Source organism: Kitasatospora sp. NPDC015121, from assembly GCF_055562955.1.
In genome coordinates, this window is record NZ_JBVHEH010000001.1 from 145890 (window position 1) to 162599 (window position 16710).

The 16710-nt window shown below is 75.9% G+C and carries 16 protein-coding genes; 6 read left to right on the forward strand and 10 right to left on the reverse strand.

Translation table 11 applies throughout. The features are described 5' to 3' along the window. Nucleotides 1-3 precede the first annotated feature (3 nt). A complete protein-coding gene (locus tag ACZ3J7_RS00600; RefSeq protein WP_465615332.1) occupies nucleotides 4-681 on the forward strand; it encodes a response regulator in 678 nt (225 codons plus the stop codon). Nucleotides 682-845: 164 nt separating this feature from the next. Here ACZ3J7_RS00600 and ACZ3J7_RS00605 read toward each other — a convergent pair whose 3' ends face one another. The 8 genes from ACZ3J7_RS00605 to ACZ3J7_RS00640 all read right to left on the reverse strand — a co-directional run bounded on the left by ACZ3J7_RS00605 (nucleotide 846) and on the right by ACZ3J7_RS00640 (nucleotide 9337). Continuing rightward, nucleotides 846-2084 carry an MFS transporter gene (locus ACZ3J7_RS00605; protein WP_465615334.1) on the reverse strand — a complete coding sequence of 413 codons (1239 nt, stop codon included), beginning with the start codon at nucleotides 2082-2084 and terminating at the stop codon, nucleotides 846-848. A 243-nt stretch (nucleotides 2085-2327) separates the two neighbouring features. Then, nucleotides 2328-2921, reverse strand: a complete 594-nt coding sequence (locus ACZ3J7_RS00610) for a GTP-binding protein (protein ID WP_465615336.1) — start codon at nucleotides 2919-2921, stop codon at nucleotides 2328-2330. Next, nucleotides 2902-3327: a DUF742 domain-containing protein gene (locus ACZ3J7_RS00615; RefSeq protein WP_465615338.1), complete on the reverse strand. Its 426-nt coding sequence runs from the start codon at nucleotides 3325-3327 to the stop codon at nucleotides 2902-2904. The genes ACZ3J7_RS00610 and ACZ3J7_RS00615 overlap by 20 nt, the downstream gene beginning before the upstream one ends. A 16-nt stretch (nucleotides 3328-3343) precedes the next feature. Then, nucleotides 3344-3745, reverse strand: a complete 402-nt coding sequence (locus ACZ3J7_RS00620; protein ID WP_465615340.1) for a roadblock/LC7 domain-containing protein — start codon at nucleotides 3743-3745, stop codon at nucleotides 3344-3346. After that, nucleotides 3742-6249, reverse strand: a complete 2508-nt coding sequence (locus ACZ3J7_RS00625) for a nitrate- and nitrite sensing domain-containing protein (protein WP_465615342.1) — start codon at nucleotides 6247-6249, stop codon at nucleotides 3742-3744. Before ACZ3J7_RS00625 ends, ACZ3J7_RS00620 begins: the two co-directional genes overlap by 4 nt. 65 nt (nucleotides 6250-6314) lie before the next feature. Further along, on the reverse strand, nucleotides 6315-7097 hold the full coding sequence (locus ACZ3J7_RS00630) for an MHYT domain-containing protein (RefSeq protein WP_465615344.1): 783 nt from the start codon (nucleotides 7095-7097) through the stop codon (nucleotides 6315-6317). A 276-nt stretch (nucleotides 7098-7373) separates the two neighbouring features. Beyond that, nucleotides 7374-7883 (reverse strand): DUF2004 domain-containing protein, encoded by a 510-nt coding sequence (locus ACZ3J7_RS00635; protein WP_465615346.1) that lies wholly within the window; start codon nucleotides 7881-7883, stop codon nucleotides 7374-7376. A 95-nt stretch (nucleotides 7884-7978) separates the two neighbouring features. Further along, nucleotides 7979-9337 carry a cytochrome P450 gene (locus ACZ3J7_RS00640; RefSeq protein ID WP_465615348.1) on the reverse strand — a complete coding sequence of 453 codons (1359 nt, stop codon included), beginning with the start codon at nucleotides 9335-9337 and terminating at the stop codon, nucleotides 7979-7981. A gap of 316 nt (nucleotides 9338-9653) precedes the next feature. On the opposite strand from ACZ3J7_RS00640, the gene modA reads away from it, so the two are divergent. The 5 genes from modA (at nucleotide 9654) to ACZ3J7_RS00665 (ending at nucleotide 14821) form a co-directional block, all read left to right on the forward strand. After that, nucleotides 9654-10448 carry a molybdate ABC transporter substrate-binding protein gene (gene modA, locus ACZ3J7_RS00645; RefSeq protein ID WP_465615350.1) on the forward strand — a complete coding sequence of 265 codons (795 nt, stop codon included), beginning with the start codon at nucleotides 9654-9656 and terminating at the stop codon, nucleotides 10446-10448. Then, a complete protein-coding gene (locus tag ACZ3J7_RS00650; RefSeq protein ID WP_465615352.1) occupies nucleotides 10445-11290 on the forward strand; it encodes an ABC transporter permease in 846 nt (281 codons plus the stop codon). Before modA ends, ACZ3J7_RS00650 begins: the two co-directional genes overlap by 4 nt. Next, nucleotides 11287-12351, forward strand: a complete 1065-nt coding sequence (locus ACZ3J7_RS00655) for an ABC transporter ATP-binding protein (RefSeq protein WP_465615354.1) — start codon at nucleotides 11287-11289, stop codon at nucleotides 12349-12351. The genes ACZ3J7_RS00650 and ACZ3J7_RS00655 overlap by 4 nt, the downstream gene beginning before the upstream one ends. Before the next feature lie 203 nt (nucleotides 12352-12554). Further along, nucleotides 12555-13478 (forward strand): DMT family transporter, encoded by a 924-nt coding sequence (locus tag ACZ3J7_RS00660; protein WP_465615355.1) that lies wholly within the window; start codon nucleotides 12555-12557, stop codon nucleotides 13476-13478. Nucleotides 13479-13606: 128 nt separating this feature from the next. Continuing rightward, nucleotides 13607-14821 carry a PP2C family protein-serine/threonine phosphatase gene (locus tag ACZ3J7_RS00665; RefSeq protein ID WP_465615357.1) on the forward strand — a complete coding sequence of 405 codons (1215 nt, stop codon included), beginning with the start codon at nucleotides 13607-13609 and terminating at the stop codon, nucleotides 14819-14821. Nucleotides 14822-14866: 45 nt separating this feature from the next. Here ACZ3J7_RS00665 and ACZ3J7_RS00670 read toward each other — a convergent pair whose 3' ends face one another. Further along, entirely contained in the window at nucleotides 14867-16141 is a 1275-nt protein-coding gene (locus ACZ3J7_RS00670; RefSeq protein ID WP_465615359.1) for an extracellular solute-binding protein, read from the reverse strand. Between the two features lie 119 nt (nucleotides 16142-16260). Further along, a complete protein-coding gene (locus ACZ3J7_RS00675; protein ID WP_465615361.1) occupies nucleotides 16261-16617 on the reverse strand; it encodes an alpha-amylase in 357 nt (118 codons plus the stop codon). Nucleotides 16618-16710: the final 93 nt, after the last annotated feature.

A 16710-nucleotide genomic window follows, 5' to 3' on the forward strand; every position in this document is an offset into this window, starting at 1 on the left:
CCGATGCCCACCGTCCTGATCGCCGACGACCACGTCCTCGTGCGCGCCGGACTCGGAGCACTGCTGCGGGCCGCCCCCGGCCTGGAGGTGGTCGGCGAGGCCGGCGACGGGGAGGACGCGGTCCGGCAGGCGGCGCAGAGCCACCCCGACGTGGTGCTGATGGACATCCGGATGCCCGGCACCGACGGCATCCAGGCCACCGAGCGGATCCTCGCCCTGCCGTCCGGCCGGCCGCCCCGGGTCGTCGTGCTCACCACCTTCGACCTGGACGAGTACGTCTACGGCGCGCTGCGGGCGGGCGCCAGCGGCTTCCTGCTGAAGGAGACGCCGCCCGAGCGGCTGATCGCCGCGATCCACACGGTGGCGGCCGGCGACATGCTGTTCGCGCCGTCCGTCACCCGCCGCCTGATCGAGGCGTACGCGCCCGCGCCGGCGCCGGAGCGGCCCGATCCGGCGGCCTGGCCGAGCGTCACCAACCGGGAGCGCGAGGTGCTGCGGCAGGTCGCCCGCGGGCTCTCCAACGCCGAGATCGCCGCCGCGCTGTTCCTGAGCGAGGCCACCGTCAAGACCCATCTCAACCGCACGATGGCCAAGTTGGGGCTCTCCAGCCGGGCCCAGGCCGTGGTGTTCGGCTACGAGAACGGCCTGGTCGTCCCCGGCCGGCCCGAGGCCGACGGGTAGCAGCCGTCCGGCGGTTCGGTCGCCGCGCCGCGCCCTCCCCCGCGAGCACCCCCGTGTGTGCGGGCGCGGGCGCGGCGACCTCCGGTGACCAACCTAGGCCCGGTCCGGCCGCCGGTTCGACCCGCGGCGGGTTGATCCGGTCCCATCCCGCCGCGGCAGTCGGGTCATCCCGCCGCGGTAGGCCGCGCCGGTCCGTCCACCGGGTCGCCCGGGCCGTCCTGTCCGTCCGCCGGGCCGGTCCCGCCGCGGAGGGCGAGGGCGGCGAGCGGCGGGGTGGCGGCGAGGAGCAGGCAGGTGGTGAGGGGGAGGTGGGCGAGCAGGGTGCCGGTGAGCGCGGTGGCGGTGGAGTTGCCGGCGTTGAAGGCGGTGTTGACCCAGGCGCCGGCCCGGGTGCGCTCGGTGGGGGCGGCGAGTTCGTCGCCCAGGAGGTAGGCGGTGGTGAGGGTGGGAGCGACGGTGAGGCCGGCCAGGGCGGCGACGGCGCTGAGGGCGGGCAGGGTCGGGGCGAGGGCGGCGAGGGCGAGGGCCGCGGCGAGGGCGGCGGTGAGGAGGGTGAGGCGGGTGCGGGCGGGGGCGCGCCAGTCGACCGCGCCGAGGACGAGTCCGCCGGTGGCGCTGCCGGCGGCGAGCGCGGCTTCGACCCAGGCGACGTCGGCGGGGCGGCCGTGCCGGGCGGCGAAGACCACGGCGAGCAGCGAGAACGCGGCGAGGCCCGCGCCGGCACCGGCCGCGGCGGTGAGGGGCTGGCGGGCGCGGCCGAGCAGTCGGCGGGTGGCGGCCCGCGGCGGCGGCGGGGCCGCCGGGTCGCGGGGGGCGACGGGGACGGCGACGGCGGCGAGGGCGAGGGTGCCGGTGAGGGCGAGGGCGGCGCCGAGCAGGAGTCCGGCGGCGGGGCGGACGGTGGCGGCCAGCAGGCCGGCCAGCAACGGGCCGGTGACGTACAGGAGTTCCTCGGCGACGGTGTCCAGGCTGTAGGCGCGGCGGCGCAGTTCGGGGTCGGCGGCGAGGACGCTCCACTGGGCCCGGGTGACGGGTCCGAGCGGCGGGGCGAGGACGCCGGCGGCGGTGGCGAGCAGCAGCAGGGCCCAGTAAGGGGTGCCGGAGCGCCAGGTGGTGGCGGCGAGGGCGAGCAGGGCGGCGGCGTACCCGAGGGCCATGGGGGGCAGGGCGCGGCGCGGGCCGTGCCGGTCGACGAGTCCGGCGCGGTACGGGAAGAGCAGGACGCTGACGGCGGAGAAGACGGCCATCAGCCAGCCGGCCCGGCTGTACGAGCCGGTGGTGTCGGCGGCGGCGAGCAGCAGGGAGAGCGGGGCGGTGCCGTAGGAGAGGCGGCCGAGCAGGGCGGCGGGGATCAGCCGGGCGGCGCCGGGTGTGCGCAGCACGGCCAGGTAGGACGCGGACATGGCGGGGTGGGGTTCCTCAACGGTGGCGGCGCGCGGTGCGCCGGTGGACGGGGACGCCGGAGCGACCGCGGCGCCGGGTACGGCGGGCGGTCGCGGTGCGGGGTCCTAGTCGCGGGTGAGGAACATGCCGGGCATGCTAGCCGAGCTCCGCGCGGACGCGTCAACCCGGTTTCCGGCACCGGCGGCCGGTGCCGGTGACCGGCCGCCGGTGCCGGTGCCGGTCGGCCCGGGGTCCGTCCGGCGTCAGCTCCTGGTCTGGGCGAGCACCCGGGCGGCGTGCACCTTGCCGGCGTGTTCGACCAGGCTGATCAGGACGTCCTTGCCGGAGGCGCGTTCGCGGGCGTCGCAGGGCACCACGGGGGTGGCGGTGTCGAGGTCGAGGGCCCGGGAGACGTCCTCGGGGTGGAAGCTGCGGCTGCCCTCGAAGTGGTTGACGGCGACCACGAAGGGGATGCCCCGGTGCTCGAAGAAGTCGACGGCGGGGAAGCAGTCGGTGAGGCGGCGGGTGTCTGCGAGGACGACGGCGCCGAGCGCGCCCTGGGCGAGTTCGTCCCAGAGGAACCAGAACCGGTCCTGGCCGGGGGTGCCGAACAGGTAGACGGAGAGGCCGTCGCGGATGGTGATCCGGCCGAAGTCCATGGCGACGGTGGTGGTGGTCTTGCGTTCGACGCCGCCGAGGTCGTCGACGTGGGTCCCGGCGGCGGTCAGCTGCTCCTCGGTGCGCAGGGGTTTGATCTCGCTGACGGCGCCGACCAGGGTGGTCTTGCCGACGCCGAAGCCGCCGGCGACCAGGATCTTCAACGCCAGGTCGGCGCTGTCAGAGGGCGCGGAGCCCATGGATGACCTCCTGGAGGATGTGTTCGTGCGGGAGCAGCGCGGGCGGGACGGGGCGGCTGACCCGGATGTGTTCGGCGTCGAGCAGGTCGCCGAGCAGGACCCGGACCACGCCGAGCGGCAGGTCGAGGTCGGCGGCGATCTCGGCGACGGAGAGGGCGTTGCCCCGGCAGATCTCCAGGATGGCGACCTGTTCGGGGCCGACCGGCAGCCCGGTCGGGTCGGGGATGTCGGTGACGACCAGGGCGATCAGGTCGAAGGGCTGGCCGGGCCGGGTGCGGCCCTTGGTGAGGGCGTAGGGGCGGACCATCGGCCCGGCGTCCTCGTCGTACCACTGGACGGGGCGGTCGGGTGGCGGCGGGCAGCCGAAGGGCGAGCCGGGCAGGTAGCGCCGGGGCGGGTAGGCCATCGTGCGGTCGCCCCTCCTAGTAGCCGCGCGGGGCGGCGTGCAGGTGTTCGCCGACCCGGCGGACCAGGCGGGCCGTCTCGTAGGCGATCAGGCCGAGGTCGGCGTCGGGTTCGGCGAAGACGGCCAGGCAGGAGCCCTGTCCGGCGGCCGCGACGAACAGGTAGCCGCGCTCCAACTCGACCATGGTCTGCCGTACTTCGCCCGCGTCGAAGTGGCGTCCGGCGCCCTTGGCGAGGCTGTGGAAGCCGGAGGCGACGGCGGCCAGGTGTTCGGCGTCCTCGCGGCCGAGGCCGGTGGAGTTGCCCATCGGCAGGCCGTCGGCGGAGAGCATGACGGTGAACCTGACCCGGGCCGTCCGGGTGACCAACTCGTCGAGGAGCCAGTTCAGTTCGCCGCTCTGGCGGGTGGTTCCGATCATCGGGCGCTCTCTCCTCGCTGACGGGGGTGCTGGGGCGGGGCGTCGTACGGGCCGTCGGGGTGCCGTCCGCGCTGCCAGCCGCGCTGGAAGGCGGTCATCGCGCTGCGGGCCTGCTCGGGGTCGCGGTCGGCGGGTTCGGCGGGGCGCAGCCCGGGGCGGGGCGGTTCGGGGGCGTCGCGCAGTTGCGGGGCGAGGCTGGCCTGCCGCACCCGGCGCGGGAGTTCGTCCTCCTGCCGGGCGGGGACCGCCCGCGAGGGCAGCGCCTGGACGGGGGTCGGGGCGGCGATCGGAGCGGGGACGAACGGCTTTGCCGTGGGAGGCAGTTCGGGTGCCTTGGGCAACTGCCTCGGAGGTTGCGGCAGTTCGGTGGCGGCGGGCAACGACCGTACGGGGCTGGTGGGTTCGGGTTCGGATCCGGCGGCCGGTTCCCGTCCGCCCGGCCGGGGGTCGCCCTCGCGCAGGTCGAGCAGGGCGAGCGGCAGCAGCACGACCGCGGTGGTGCCGCCGTACGCGGAGGGGCGCAGCGAGACCTTGACGGCGTGGCGCTTGGCGAGGCGGCTGACCACGAACAGGCCGAGGCGGTCGCTGTCGAAGAGGTCGACCTGTTCGCTGGCGTCGATCCGCCGGTTGGCGTCGGCGAGGGCTTCGGGGCCCATGCCGAGGCCGCGGTCCTCGATCTCCAGGGCGTAGCCGTTGCCGACCGCCTCGCCGCGGATCCGGACCTTGGTGTGCGGGGGCGAGAACCCGGTGGCGTTCTCGACGAGTTCGGCGATCAGGTGGGTGAGGTCGGCGACGGCGGGTCCGGTGACGGCGGCGTACGGGAGGCGGTGTACGTCGACCCGGGCGTACTCCTCGACCTCGGCGACGGCGGCCCGGACCACGTCGGTGAGCGGGACGGGCCTGCGCCAGGCCCGGCCGGGGGCGGCGCCGGAGAGGATGATCAGGCCTTCGGCGTGGCGGCGCATCCGGGTGGTGAGGTGGTCGAGCCGGAACAGGTCGTCGAGTTCGGCGGGGTCCTCGGTGCGGCGCTCCATGGCGTCCAGCAGGGTGAGTTGGCGGTGCACCAGGACCTGGCTGCGGCGGGCCAGGTTGACGAAGACGCCGGAGACGCCGGAGAGCACCTCGGCACGTTCGACGGCGGCGGTGACGGCGGCCCGCTGGACACTGTCGAGGGCGTGGTGGACCTGGCCGATCTCGTCGTCGCCGTGGTCGCGCGGCGGCACCTCGGCGTCCACGTCGACCTCCTCACCGGCCCGCAACCGCCGCATGGTGGCCGGGAGCGTGCGGCCGGCGAGTTCGAGTGCGGAGTTGCGCAGGGCGTGCAGTTCGGCGACCAGGCCGCGGCCGATCCGGACCGAGATCAGCAGCGAGGCGAGCACCGCGAGCAGGCCGAGCAGCACGGTCGCGCCGGAGGTGCTGAACAGGCCCAGCGCGTACGGGTCGGAGCGTTCGGCGGCGGTCGCGCCGGCCTGCCGTTCGAGGTCGGCCAGGGCGTGCGCGGTGCTGTCGGCGACGGCGGCCCAGCGGGTGTCGGGGGCGGCGGTGAGGGCGGCGCGCGGATCGGCGGCGTTCAGCAACTGCTCCTCGTAGCGGCGCAGTTCCTGGTAGTCGGGGCCGCCGGTGACGGCGGCGAGCGCGGTGCGGTCGGCGGGGCGCAGGTCGGCGGCGGCGGTCTGCTCGAACTGGGTGCGGGCGTAGCCGGCCTGGAGGATCTGCCGGTACTGCGCCTCGGTGAGCTGGCCGGCCCGCTGGGCGGTGCGCAACAGGGCGTCCTCGCGGGCGAGTTGCTCCCGGGAGCGGGCGAACTCGAGCAGCACCCGGGCGTCCGCGGCGACCCGGTGGTCCTGGAGGGCGGTGAGCGAGCCGCCGACCGCGAACGCCTCGTCGACGGCGGCGGTGTAGACGGCGTAGGCGTCCGCCCAGGGGACGGCGCGGTCCAGCAGCCGGGCGCGCAGCGCGGGGAGGGCGGCGACGGCGCGGCCCAGGACGTCGAGGCGGCCGGCCGCCTCGGGGCCGAGGCCCTCGGCGTCGGCGCGGTTGTAGTCGGGGGCGAGGAGCAGCGGGGCGGCGGCCTGGTCGGTCTGCTGGGCGGCGGCGCGCAGCGCGGCGGCCCGGTCGGCGCCGGGGGCGGCCAGCAGCTGTCCGGCGGCGGCGCGTTCGGCCTGCAGGGCGGCGACGGTGCGGTCCAGGGGGGTGCGCAGGCGCGCGTCGACGCTCTTGATCCGCAGCAGCTCCCAGACGTCCCCGGCGGCGGTGACGGTGGCGAACGCCCACAGCGCCATCACGGACACCACGGGCACCATCAGCACGGCGACGATCCGGGCCCGGACGGTGCGCGGGCGCAGGCCGATCCGGGTGGCGGCGGGGACGGCCGGCGGCGTCTCGTCGGCGGGCGGCCCGGCGTGGGCGCCGCGCCGGGGCGCGCCGGGCCGGCTGCGGGCGGGGCCGCGCGGGGTGCTGGGGGCGGGCGGTCCGCTGCGGGAGGTGCCTCGGCTTGCGCGCATGGGTGTGGCGGCCTTTCGGGCTACGGGTCTCGTCGGGACGGGGGGTGCCGGCCGTGCGGGGAGGCTCAGGCGGCGCGGCCGAGGTCCTCGACGGTGAGTTCACCGGCCTCGCGGTAGGCGGCGCGCTCCTGCGCGGTCGGGGAGAGCGCGACGAAGGCGGAGGTCAGGAAGAGGAAGGAGCCGAGCCCGACGGCGAGCGGGAAGACGAACTGCATGGGGGTGGCGCCGCCGAGGCCGGTGCGGGCGGGGTCCATGTGGATGTGGACGGCGGCCATCCCGGTGTAGTGCATGCAGCTGACGGCGATGCCCATCACCAGCGCGGCCGCGGCGGCGGCGTACACGTTGCGGATGGTGACGGCGGCCCAGAGCGCGGCGGTGGCGGCGCCGACGGCGATCAGCACGGACAGCGCCACGGTGCCGACCTGGTAGCGCAGTTCGCCGTGGATCCGGACCGCCGACATGCCGAGGTAGTGCATCGCGGCGACCCCGACGCCGGTGGTGAGCCCGCCGAGCAGCAGGCTGCGGCCCCGGTGCCGGCCGTAGCCGACCACGAAGACGCCGAGCCCGACGACGGCGATCGCGACCAGCAGGCTGAGGATGGTCAGCGGGACGTCGTAGCGCAGGTCGGTGCCGTCGACGGTGAAGCCGAACATGGCGACGAAGTGCATCGTCCAGATCCCGGAGCCGATCGCGGCGGCGGCGGTGAGCAGCCAGTTGCGCCGGGAGGCGCCGGTCGCGGACAGCGCGCGCAGCGTGCACCGCAGGCCGAGCGCGGCGCCGACGCAGGCCATCGCGTAGGACAGCAGCGGCGTGAGCCAGCCGAAGCTGAAGTGGTCCGTCGATCCCATCCGGCGCCTCCCGCCTTTCGCGAGAGGTGTCCGCCACTCGCCCGAGCCCCTGTGGTCCAGGGACCGTGGACGCTACCCAGAGCTGATGAATGGTCACCAGAAGATGTGAAAAGCACCACGCGATGCGGGGGTTCTGTGCTCGAATGGCCCGGCGACGTGTGCCCGCCTCATGTTTCCGGCAGGCGTCCGCGAGCAGCCCGTGGCAGCGCCGGTGGGCCCCTGGACCCCGTGCCCGGTCCGCGCCGGGCACGGAGGCCGGGAGGCTGCGGGCGGCGGTCAGCTCTCCCAGTCGACGGCGGTCACCGTGCCGTCCGCGGTGGCCCGGACGGCCAGGACCTGGTCGCTGAGTCCGGGTTCGAAGGCGTAGTCCAGAACGATCGGCGGCCCGTCGGCCAGGCCGGCCGGCCAGAGGCCGACGCCGCACGGCCGCAGGGCGGCCAGGAAGGCGTCCACGCCGACCTCGCCGCCCGCGGCCTCCCGGAGCAGCCGGGCGACCTGCTCGCTCTCCTCGGCCAGTTCCTCGACGTGGTGGTCGACGAAGTGGCGGTCGGCGCGCAGGTGGGCCCGCAGCGCGGCGCGGGCGGTCGCGTCGAGGGCCGCCGGGTCGGCGAGGCGGGCGGCGAGGGCGTCCAGTTCGGCGGCGTCCGGCAGCCGGCCGGCCCCGGCCCACAGGACGACCTCGACCTCGTCCCCGCCCAGCCGCACGGTGCCCCGCCAGACGACGTCCGGCTCCTGGGACGCGCCGGTCCCCAGGCGGCCGAAGTAGGGGTGCTCGATGGTCGTCATCCGTGCCGCTCCGCTCTGCCGCCGTCGTGGTCGGCGGCGTCGGCGCCACCGTAGCGGGGCGGGCCGACAACCGCCGTCAGCCGGCCGGCCCGGGGTCAGCCGCGCGGGGTGAGCTTCACCCGGACCGGGCCGCGGACCTCCAGGGTGATGCCCTGCCCGAGCGGGACGTCGGTGTCGACCGCGGTGACCTCGAACTCGCGCAGCAGCACGGCCAGCGCGAGCACCGACTCCAGCATCGAGAAGTGCTGGCCGATGCAGGCGCGCGGCCCGCCGCCGAACGGGAACCAGGCGTAGCGGTGCCGGGCGGCCTCGCGCTCGGGGGTGAAGCGCTCGGGGTCGAAGCGCTCCGGGTCCTCCCAGTGCCCGGGGTGGCGGTGGGTGACGTACGGGACGACCAGGACGTCCGCGCCGGCCGGGATGTCGACGCCGCCGATCGTGGTGCCGGCGACGGCCCGCCGGCCGACCGAGGGGGCGGCGGGGTAGAGCCGCATGCTCTCCTTCAGCACCCGGGTGAGGTACGGGAGTCCGGCGTAGTCGGCGGCGGTGGGGCGGCGGCCGTCGGCGAGCAGGGCGGCGGCCTCGCGGTGGGCGAGGGCCTGCTGCTCGGGGTGCTTGCCGAGCAGGTGCAGGGCGAAGGTGAGCGAGGTGGCGGTGGTCTCGTGGCCGGCCAGCAGGAAGATCAGCACCTGCTCGCGCAGTTCGGTGGCGTCCAGCCGCTCGCCGTCCTCGCCGCGGGCGGCGGCGAGCAGGCCGAGCAGGTCGCTACCGCCGTCGCCGCCCTGGGCGGTGCGGCGGGCGATGATGGAGTCGCACACCTCGTAGAGGGCGCGTTCGGCGGCGAGCGCCTTGCGGTGCGCGGGCAGCGGCCACTGGCGGGGCAGCCGCAGCGGGGCGAAGCCCCGGTCGCGGACGAAGCCGTTCAGGACCGGGAAGGCGTGGTGGACGGTGTCGACGGCCTCCTCGACGTCCTGGCCGAACAGGATCCGGGAGACGGTGCGCAGCGCGAAGCGGTTCATCTCCTCGGCGAGGTCGACGGTGCCGCCGGGGACGGCGGCCCAGCGGGCGGCCAGCGCGTCGGTCTCGGTGGCGATCGCGTCGGCGTAGTCGTCGACCCGCTTGCGGGTGAACAGCGGCTGGACGAGTCGGCGCTGGCGCAGGTAGTCGGCGTCCTGGGCGGTGAGCAGGCCGTTGCCGAAGCTGGCCCGGATCTCGCCGTAGAAGACGTTGTCCTTGCGGAAGTTGGCGGATTCGGTGGCGAGCACCTGCTGGGCGCCCTCGGGCGAGAAGACCATCCAGAGCTCCGCGCGCAGGCCGGGCGGACCGGCCTGGACCCGGATCACGTCGCCGTGGTCGCGGCGGGCGGCGAGGTAGGTGCCGAGCGCGTCCCGCTTGAGGTCGAGCAGCGAGCCGATCAGCGGCAGTCCGGCCGGGCCGGGCACGCGGGTGTCGGGCATGGGTTCCCCTCCTTCGGCGGGCGAACGGCCCTGGCGGGGCGGTTCGCTGAAACCGCGTCAGTATCCCCCGGCGGGGAACGGGGGTGCGAGGGCGCGTCCCGGTTCGTCCGGTTCGACCGGAACGGGGCCCTTGAGGCATTGCACATGCAACCCTTAAGTTCGCCTTAAGGTCGCTTGTGCGATGAGACAGCAGTCTTGAGCCCCGCAGCTGCGGCACTATGATCACCTGACCGCACCCTCAGCCGTCCGCCCGTCCTCCGCAGCCGGCCGCCCGTCCTCCGCCCGCCGGCGCCCACACGACCAGGGGAAACCATCCATGCGCAGCGTCAGACGACTCCTCGCCGCCTCCGCCGTCCTCGCCCTCGCGGCCGGCCTGACCGCGTGCACCGGCTCCGGCGGCGGCTCCGCCTCGGTCGGCCCGGCGCAGTCCCGGCCCGAGGTCAAGGGCACCGTGACGGTGTTCGCCGCGGCCTCGCTGAAGGAGTCCTTCACCGAGCTCGGCAAGCGCTTCGAGACGGCCTACCCGGGCACCACGATCACCTTCAACTTCGGCGGCTCCTCCGCGCTCGCCCAGAACATCGTCTCCGGCGCGCCGGCGGACGTCTTCGCGGCGGCCAGCGCGGCCACCATGAAGACCGTCACCGACGCCAAGCTGACCGGCGGCGACCCGACCGTGTTCGCCCGCAACACGCTGGAGATCGCGGTCGCCAAGGGCAACCCGAAGCACATCACCGGGCTGAAGGACCTCAAGGGCGTCAAGACCGCGCTGTGCGCCCAGGAGGTGCCGTGCGGCGCGGCCGCCGTCACCGCGCTCCGGGCGGCCGGCGTGGAGCTCACCCCCGTCACCTACGAGCAGGACGTCAAGGGCGCCCTGACCAAGGTCGAACTGGGCGAGGTCGACGCGTCGCTCGTGTACCAGACCGACGTCAAGGCCGACTCTGCCAAGATCGAGGGCGTGAACTTCCCCGAGGCCGCGCAGGCCGTCAACGACTACCGGATCGCGCCGCTCGCCAAGGCCCCGAACGGCAACGGCGCGGCCGCGTTCCTCGGCTACCTGGGCTCCGCGGACGCCCGCCGGGTGCTCACCGACGCCGGCTTCCAGGCGCCGTGACGGCGGTAGACCCACGCGCCGCACCCGCACCACTCCCCCGGGGCCGGCGGCGGCCCCGGGGGGCCGGACGGATCCCGGCCGCGCTGCTGCTGCCCGCGCTGCTCGGCCTCGCCTTCCTGGTCCTGCCGCTGGTCGGCCTGCTGGTCCGGGCGCCGTGGAGCGCGCTGCCCGCGCTGCTGACCGGCCCCGAGGTGTGGCAGGCGCTCAAGCTCTCGCTGCTCTCCGCGACCCTGGCCACCGGCGTCTCGCTGCTGCTCGGCGTCCCGCTGGCCTGGCTGCTGGCCCGCACCGAGTTCCCCGGCCGCCGCCTGGTGCGCGCCCTGGTCACCCTGCCGCTGGTGCTGCCCCCGGTGGTCGGCGGCGTGGCCCTGCTGCTGGTGCTCGGCCGCAACGGCATCGTCGGCCGCTGGCTGGACGCCTGGACCGGCCTCACCCTGCCCTTCACCACCACCGGCGTGGTCGTCGCCGAGGCGTTCGTCGCGATGCCGTTCCTGGTGATCAGCGTCGAGGGCGCGCTGCGCGCCGCCGACCCCCGCTACGAGGAGGCCGCCGCCACCCTGGGCGCCTCCCGGCTGACCGCGTTCCGCCGGGTCACCCTGCCGCTGGTCGCCCCCGGCATCGGCGCCGGCGCCGTGCTGGCCTGGGCCCGGGCGCTGGGCGAGTTCGGCGCGACCATCACCTTCGCCGGGAACTTCCCCGGCCGGACCCAGACCATGCCGCTGGCGGTCTACCTGGCCATGGAGTCCGACCCGGAGGCCGCGATCGCGCTCAGCCTGGTCCTGCTCACCGTCTCCGTCGCCGTCCTCGCCGGGCTGCGGGACCGCTGGATGTCCGCCCCGTGACCCGCGCCCCCGCCCTGGACGCCCGACTGACCGTCACCCGGGGCGCGTTCACCCTGGACGTACCGCTGACCGCCGAACCCGGCGAGGTGCTGGCGCTGCTCGGCCCGAACGGCGCCGGCAAGTCGACGGCGCTGCGCGCGCTGGCCGGACTGCTGCCGCTCACCGGCGGCCACCTGCGGCTGGACGGCACCCCGCTGGACTCCCCCGCGGACGGCGTGTTCCGGCCCGCCGAGCAGCGGCCGATCGGCGTGGTCTTCCAGGACTACCTGCTCTTCCCGCACCTGTCCGCGCTCGACAACGTCGCCTTCGGGCCGCGCTCCCGCGGCCTGCGCCGGGCCGCCGCCCGGGCCGAGGCGCTGCCCTGGCTGGAGCGGATGGGCCTGGCCGAGCACGCCGGCCGCCGCCCCGCGAAGCTCTCCGGGGGCCAGGCCCAGCGCGTCGCCCTGGCCCGGGCGCTGGCCGTCCGGCCCCGGCTGCTGCTGCTGGACGAGCCGCTGGCCGCGCTGGACGCCCGCACCCGGCTCGACGTGCGGGCCGAACTGCGGCGCCACCTCGCCGAGTTCGAGGCCGTCGCGGTGCTGGTCACGCACGACCCGCTGGACGCCATGGTGCTCGCCGACCGCCTCGTCGTCATCGAGGGCGGCCGGGTCGTGCAGAGCGGCCGCCCGGCCGAGGTCGCCCGGCACCCGCGCACCGACTACATCGCCCGGCTGGTCGGCCTCAACCTCTACCAGGGCACCGCCGACGGCCGGAGGGTCACCCTGCCCGAGGGCCAGGTGCTGGCCACCGACGAGGAGCTGACCGGCCCCGCGTTCGTCGCCTTCCCGCCCGACGCGGTCACCCTGCACCGCCACCGCCCCGAGACCAGCGCCCGCAACCTCTTCCCCTGCACCGTCGCCGGCCTCGACCTGCACGGCGACCGCTTCCGCGTCGACCTCACCGGCCCGCTCCCCCTCGCCGCCGACCTCACCCCCACCGCCGCCGCCGACCTCGACCTCAGCCCGGGCACCCGGGTCTGGGCCGCCGTCAAGGCCACCCAGACCCACGCCTACCCGGCCTGAGGGCCCGCCCCCCGTGGCGCGCCGTCCCGTACAGTGGCGGCGTGCATCGCGGCGTCCTGCCCCCTCCCGCTCGCTGAGCGGGCGGCCGGCCACTTCCTGAGCCCGCCCGGGCCCGCCCCCCAGTGCGGGCGGTTGTCCCGGGCCGGTCGGTGCTGCCCGCTTCCGTGGCCCACCGACCATCACGGCTTTCCGGGAGTCCCGCGTTGTCCCTCTTCCCTTCCTCCGCCCTGCCCGCGCGGCGGGGCCTGCTGTACGTCGCCCTGGCCGCCACCGCCTGGGGCACCGCCGGAGCGGCGGCGGCGCTGCTGTTCCGACACAGCGGCCTGGGGCCGCTCGCGTTGACGTTCTGGCGTTCGCTGGGCGGCGCGGCGGTGCTGCTGGCGCTGCGCCCGTTCACCGGCCGGGGCCGCCCGGCGCCGCGCCCGGCGGTGGGCCGGGTCCTGCTGAATGGGCTGGGGCTGACGCTGTTCCAGGCCGCGTACTTCCTGGCCGTCCGGGACGCCGGGCTGGCGGTGGCGACCGTGGTGACGCTCGGTTCCGCCCCGGTGCTGGTGGCGTTCGGCGGGCGGCTGCTGACGGGTGAACGGCTGGGCGCGGCCGGGCTGGCGGCGGTGGTCGGGGCGGTGCTCGGGCTGGGCGTGCTGGTGCTCGGCGGCGCGGACGACCCGGCCGGGTTCGAACCGGCGGGCCTGGCCTGGGCCCTGGCCTCGGCGGCGGGCTACGCGGCGATCACCGTGGCCACCCGCCACCGGGCCGCCCGCACCGGCACCGCCGACGACCCGGCGGCCACCACGCTGTGGTCGTTCGGGGTGTGCGCGGTCTGCCTGTTCCCGTTCGCGCTGGCCGAGGGCCCGCTGCCGGCCACCGGCGCGCTGCCCTCGACCCTGCTGCTGCTCGGCTACCTGGCGACCGTGCCGACCGCCCTCGCGTACGCGCTGTACTTCGCGGGCGCGGCGGTGATCCGGGCCGCGACGGCCTCGGTGGTCGCGCTGATCGAACCGGTCGCCGCCACCGCGATCGCGGCCGCCGTGCTGGACGAACCGCTCACCCCGGCGGCCCTGTCGGGCACGGCGGTGCTGCTGCTGTCGGTGACGGCCCTGGCCCGCGCCGAGCTCCGGGCGGACTGAACGACGGACTGAACGGCGGCCGGGCGGGGGGCGGGGGCGCGGGCGGACGGCGCCGCGCTGCGGGAAGCTGGAATTCCCCGGGCGATCGGGGGAACGTGGGAACCCTGTGGATCTCCGAGGAGGCTGGCGTGGCGCGGGAGCGAATGGTCCTGGGAGACGTGCTCGCGGCGGCCGAGGCGGCGGCACCGGTCGACTCCCTGGACGTGGTGGCGCACGAGCTGCGCGAGCGGTTCGGCGCGCGGTACGTCTCCTTCCTGTTCCTCGACCTGGTCGGCCAGAGCGTGATGCGGGTGGCGGAGGACGCCACCACCCTGGACGGGCACGGTGCCGAACGGATCCGGCTCGACGGCAGCCTCTACGAGGAGGTCCTGCGCACCCAGCGCCTGGTCCGCGCCCCGGACGACGCCGACGGGCACGGGCACCGCGTGATCGCCCCCGTCACCAACCGCGGCGACGCCATCGGCTTCCTGGAGCTGTCCCTCCCCCCGGACGCCCGGATCACCGGGGACACGCTGGAGCAGGTGGAGCAGGCCGCCCACGCCCTCGCCTACATCGTGGTCACCGACCGCCGCTTCACCGACCTCTACCACTGGGCCCAGCGCACCGCCCCGGTCAGCCTGGCCGCCGAGATCCAGCGCCAGCTCCTGCCCGACGCCCCCAGCTGCGAGGCCGCCCAGTTCACCCTGGCCTGCGCCCTGGTGCCCGCCGAGAGCGTCGCCGGGGACACCTACGACTACGCCCTGGACCGCGAGACGCTGCACCTGTCGCTGACCGACGCCATGGGCCACGACCTCAACGCCGCGCTCATCGCCACCCTCCTCGTCAACGCCTCCCGGGGCGCCCGCCGCGGCTCGGCCCCCCTGGTCGAGCAGGCCGAGCAGGCGCACCGCGCCCTCCTCGAACGGAAGCCCGGGATCCTGGCCACCGGCCAGCTCCTGCGGATCCCCCTGGACGGAAGCGGGGCGCAGCTGGTGAACGCCGGCCACCCGCGTCCGCTGAGGCTGCGCGGGGGCGCCGTCGAGGAAGTCGCCCTGCACGCCGACCTGCCCTTCGGCGTCCCCGGGCAGGGCCGGTACGAGGTGCAGGACATCGACCTGCGGCCCGGTGACCGGCTGCTGCTCCACACCGACGGGATGCAGGAGCGCCGCGCGAAGTCCGTGGACCTGCCCGCCATCCTGGCCGCCACCGCCGGCGACCACCCGCGCGAGGTGGTGCGCACCCTGGTGGCGGCCGTCACCGACGCCTGCGACGGCAGGCTCCAGGACGACGCCACCGTGGTGTGCCTGGACTGGCACGGCCCCGCCACCGGGGGCCGCCGGGCCCACGCCGGCGCCAACAGCTGAAGCGGCCACCGCCCGCGGCGGCCCGGACCGGCGCCGGACGGCCCCTCAGGAGTGGTAGTCGGGCAGGAGCCGGCGGGCCTGTTCGGCGGCGCGGTCCAGGCCGGCCTTGACGCCCTCCCGACCGTCGAGGATGTTCACCAGCTCGGCACCGAACGGGTCGTACAGCGAACCGTACTCGGCGAGGGCGGCCCGGGGCCGACCGACCGACAGCGCGTTGCGGAAGCCGGTCACGCCGGGGTTGGCCTCCACGTAGGAGGTGGTGGCGTCGGGCCGGGTGGGCAGCGTCGAGTTGCGCACCGCGGTCCAGGTCTGGGCGTTGGCCGAGGTGATGAAGGCGATGAACTTCGCGGCGGCCGCCCGGTGTTCGGCATCGGAGGCGGCGGAGACGACGAGGTTGTGGCCGCCGAGCGGCGAGCCCGCCCGGCCGGAGCCGCCGGCCGGCACGGGCGCGATCCCGAGGTTGCCCGGGTCGTCGAACGCCGCGCCGCGGGCGAGTTCGGCGTTCTCCCACGGTCCCTCGACGACGGCGGCGACCCGGCCGGCCGAGAACGCCGCGAGCAGCGCGGCGTGGCCCTGGTCGGTGCCGTCGTCCCTGGTCACGCCGGGGGCGGAGACCAGTGCCTTCAGCCCGCTGACCGCCTTGACCGCGGCCGGGGAGTTGACGGTGATCGTCCGGTCGGGGACGTCGACCAGGTCCACGTCCTCGCCGTACAGGAACGGCATCGCGTAGTACCCCTGGACGTGCAGGGCGAAGCCGTCGGCACCCGTCCGCGCCTTGACCGCCGCGGCCGCGGCCCTGAGGTCGGACCAGGTGGCGGGCGGCCCGGAGATGCCCGCCGCGGCGAACAGCCGCTTGTTGTACAGCAGCGCGAGGATGTCGGTGGACTGCGGCACGGCGTACAGCCGCCCCTCGTAGCGGGCCTGCTCGATCAGCCGGGGTTCGAACGCGGCGACGTCCGCCGCGGCCTCGGTCCCGTCCAGCGGGAGCAGGCGGCCCGCCCGCGCCAGTCCGGCCGTCCAGCCGACGTCGGCCCGGAGCACGTCCGGCGCGTCCTCGCCGCTCGCGGCCTCGAACCGGGCGCGCGCCTCGGTGAACGGCACGCTGACGTACTCCACCCTGACGCCCGGGTTGACCTCCTCGAAGTCGTGCGCCAGCGTGCGGAAGGTCGGGCCTTCGGTCACCGGGTCGGAGGTGTCCCACCAGGTGAGGGTGAGGGTGGGCGCGGCGGTGCGTTCCGCCGGGGTGGTGGCGGGGCCGCAGGCGGTCAGCACGAGGGCGACCGCGAGCGCGAGGACGGCGGGCGGGCCGGCACGTCGCACGGTGACTCCTGTCGGGGTGGCTCGTCGGACGGAACGGCCGAATCCCAGCACGCGCACGCAAGGCGTGGCAATGCTTTCGCAAAACTCTGCAAGCTTTTTCTGCGAGCGGGCCGCCCCGGTCAGCCCTGGACGGTCGGGGTGGCGGCCGGGTCGCAGGCGAGCAGGCCGGTCACGTGGTTCATGGTGGTGCCGTAGCCCGCGTAGGTCATCCAGCCGTCGGCCTGGACGACCTGGCACGGCGAGACCGTGCCGTCCTGGTACCGGACGGCGACGGCCTCGGCGCCGGAGCAGCCGTTGTGGACGTCGGTGTAGCGCCAGCTCGCGTAGTACTCCACGCACGACGGCGCGGGGGCGTCCTCCGCGGCGGCCGAGGCGGTCGCCGCCGGGACGAGCACGCCGGCGGCGCCGACCACGGCGACGGCGGCGACGGCGGTGAAGGAGCGGGACCTGCGGCGAAGGGCGGTCGTGTTCGTCATGCCGGAAGCGTCCTTCACCACCAAGATCTTGCGCAACTTCCTGAAAACTTTTTCAGCCATTCCCGTCCGGCGGGCGGACGGACTGCGGAGCCG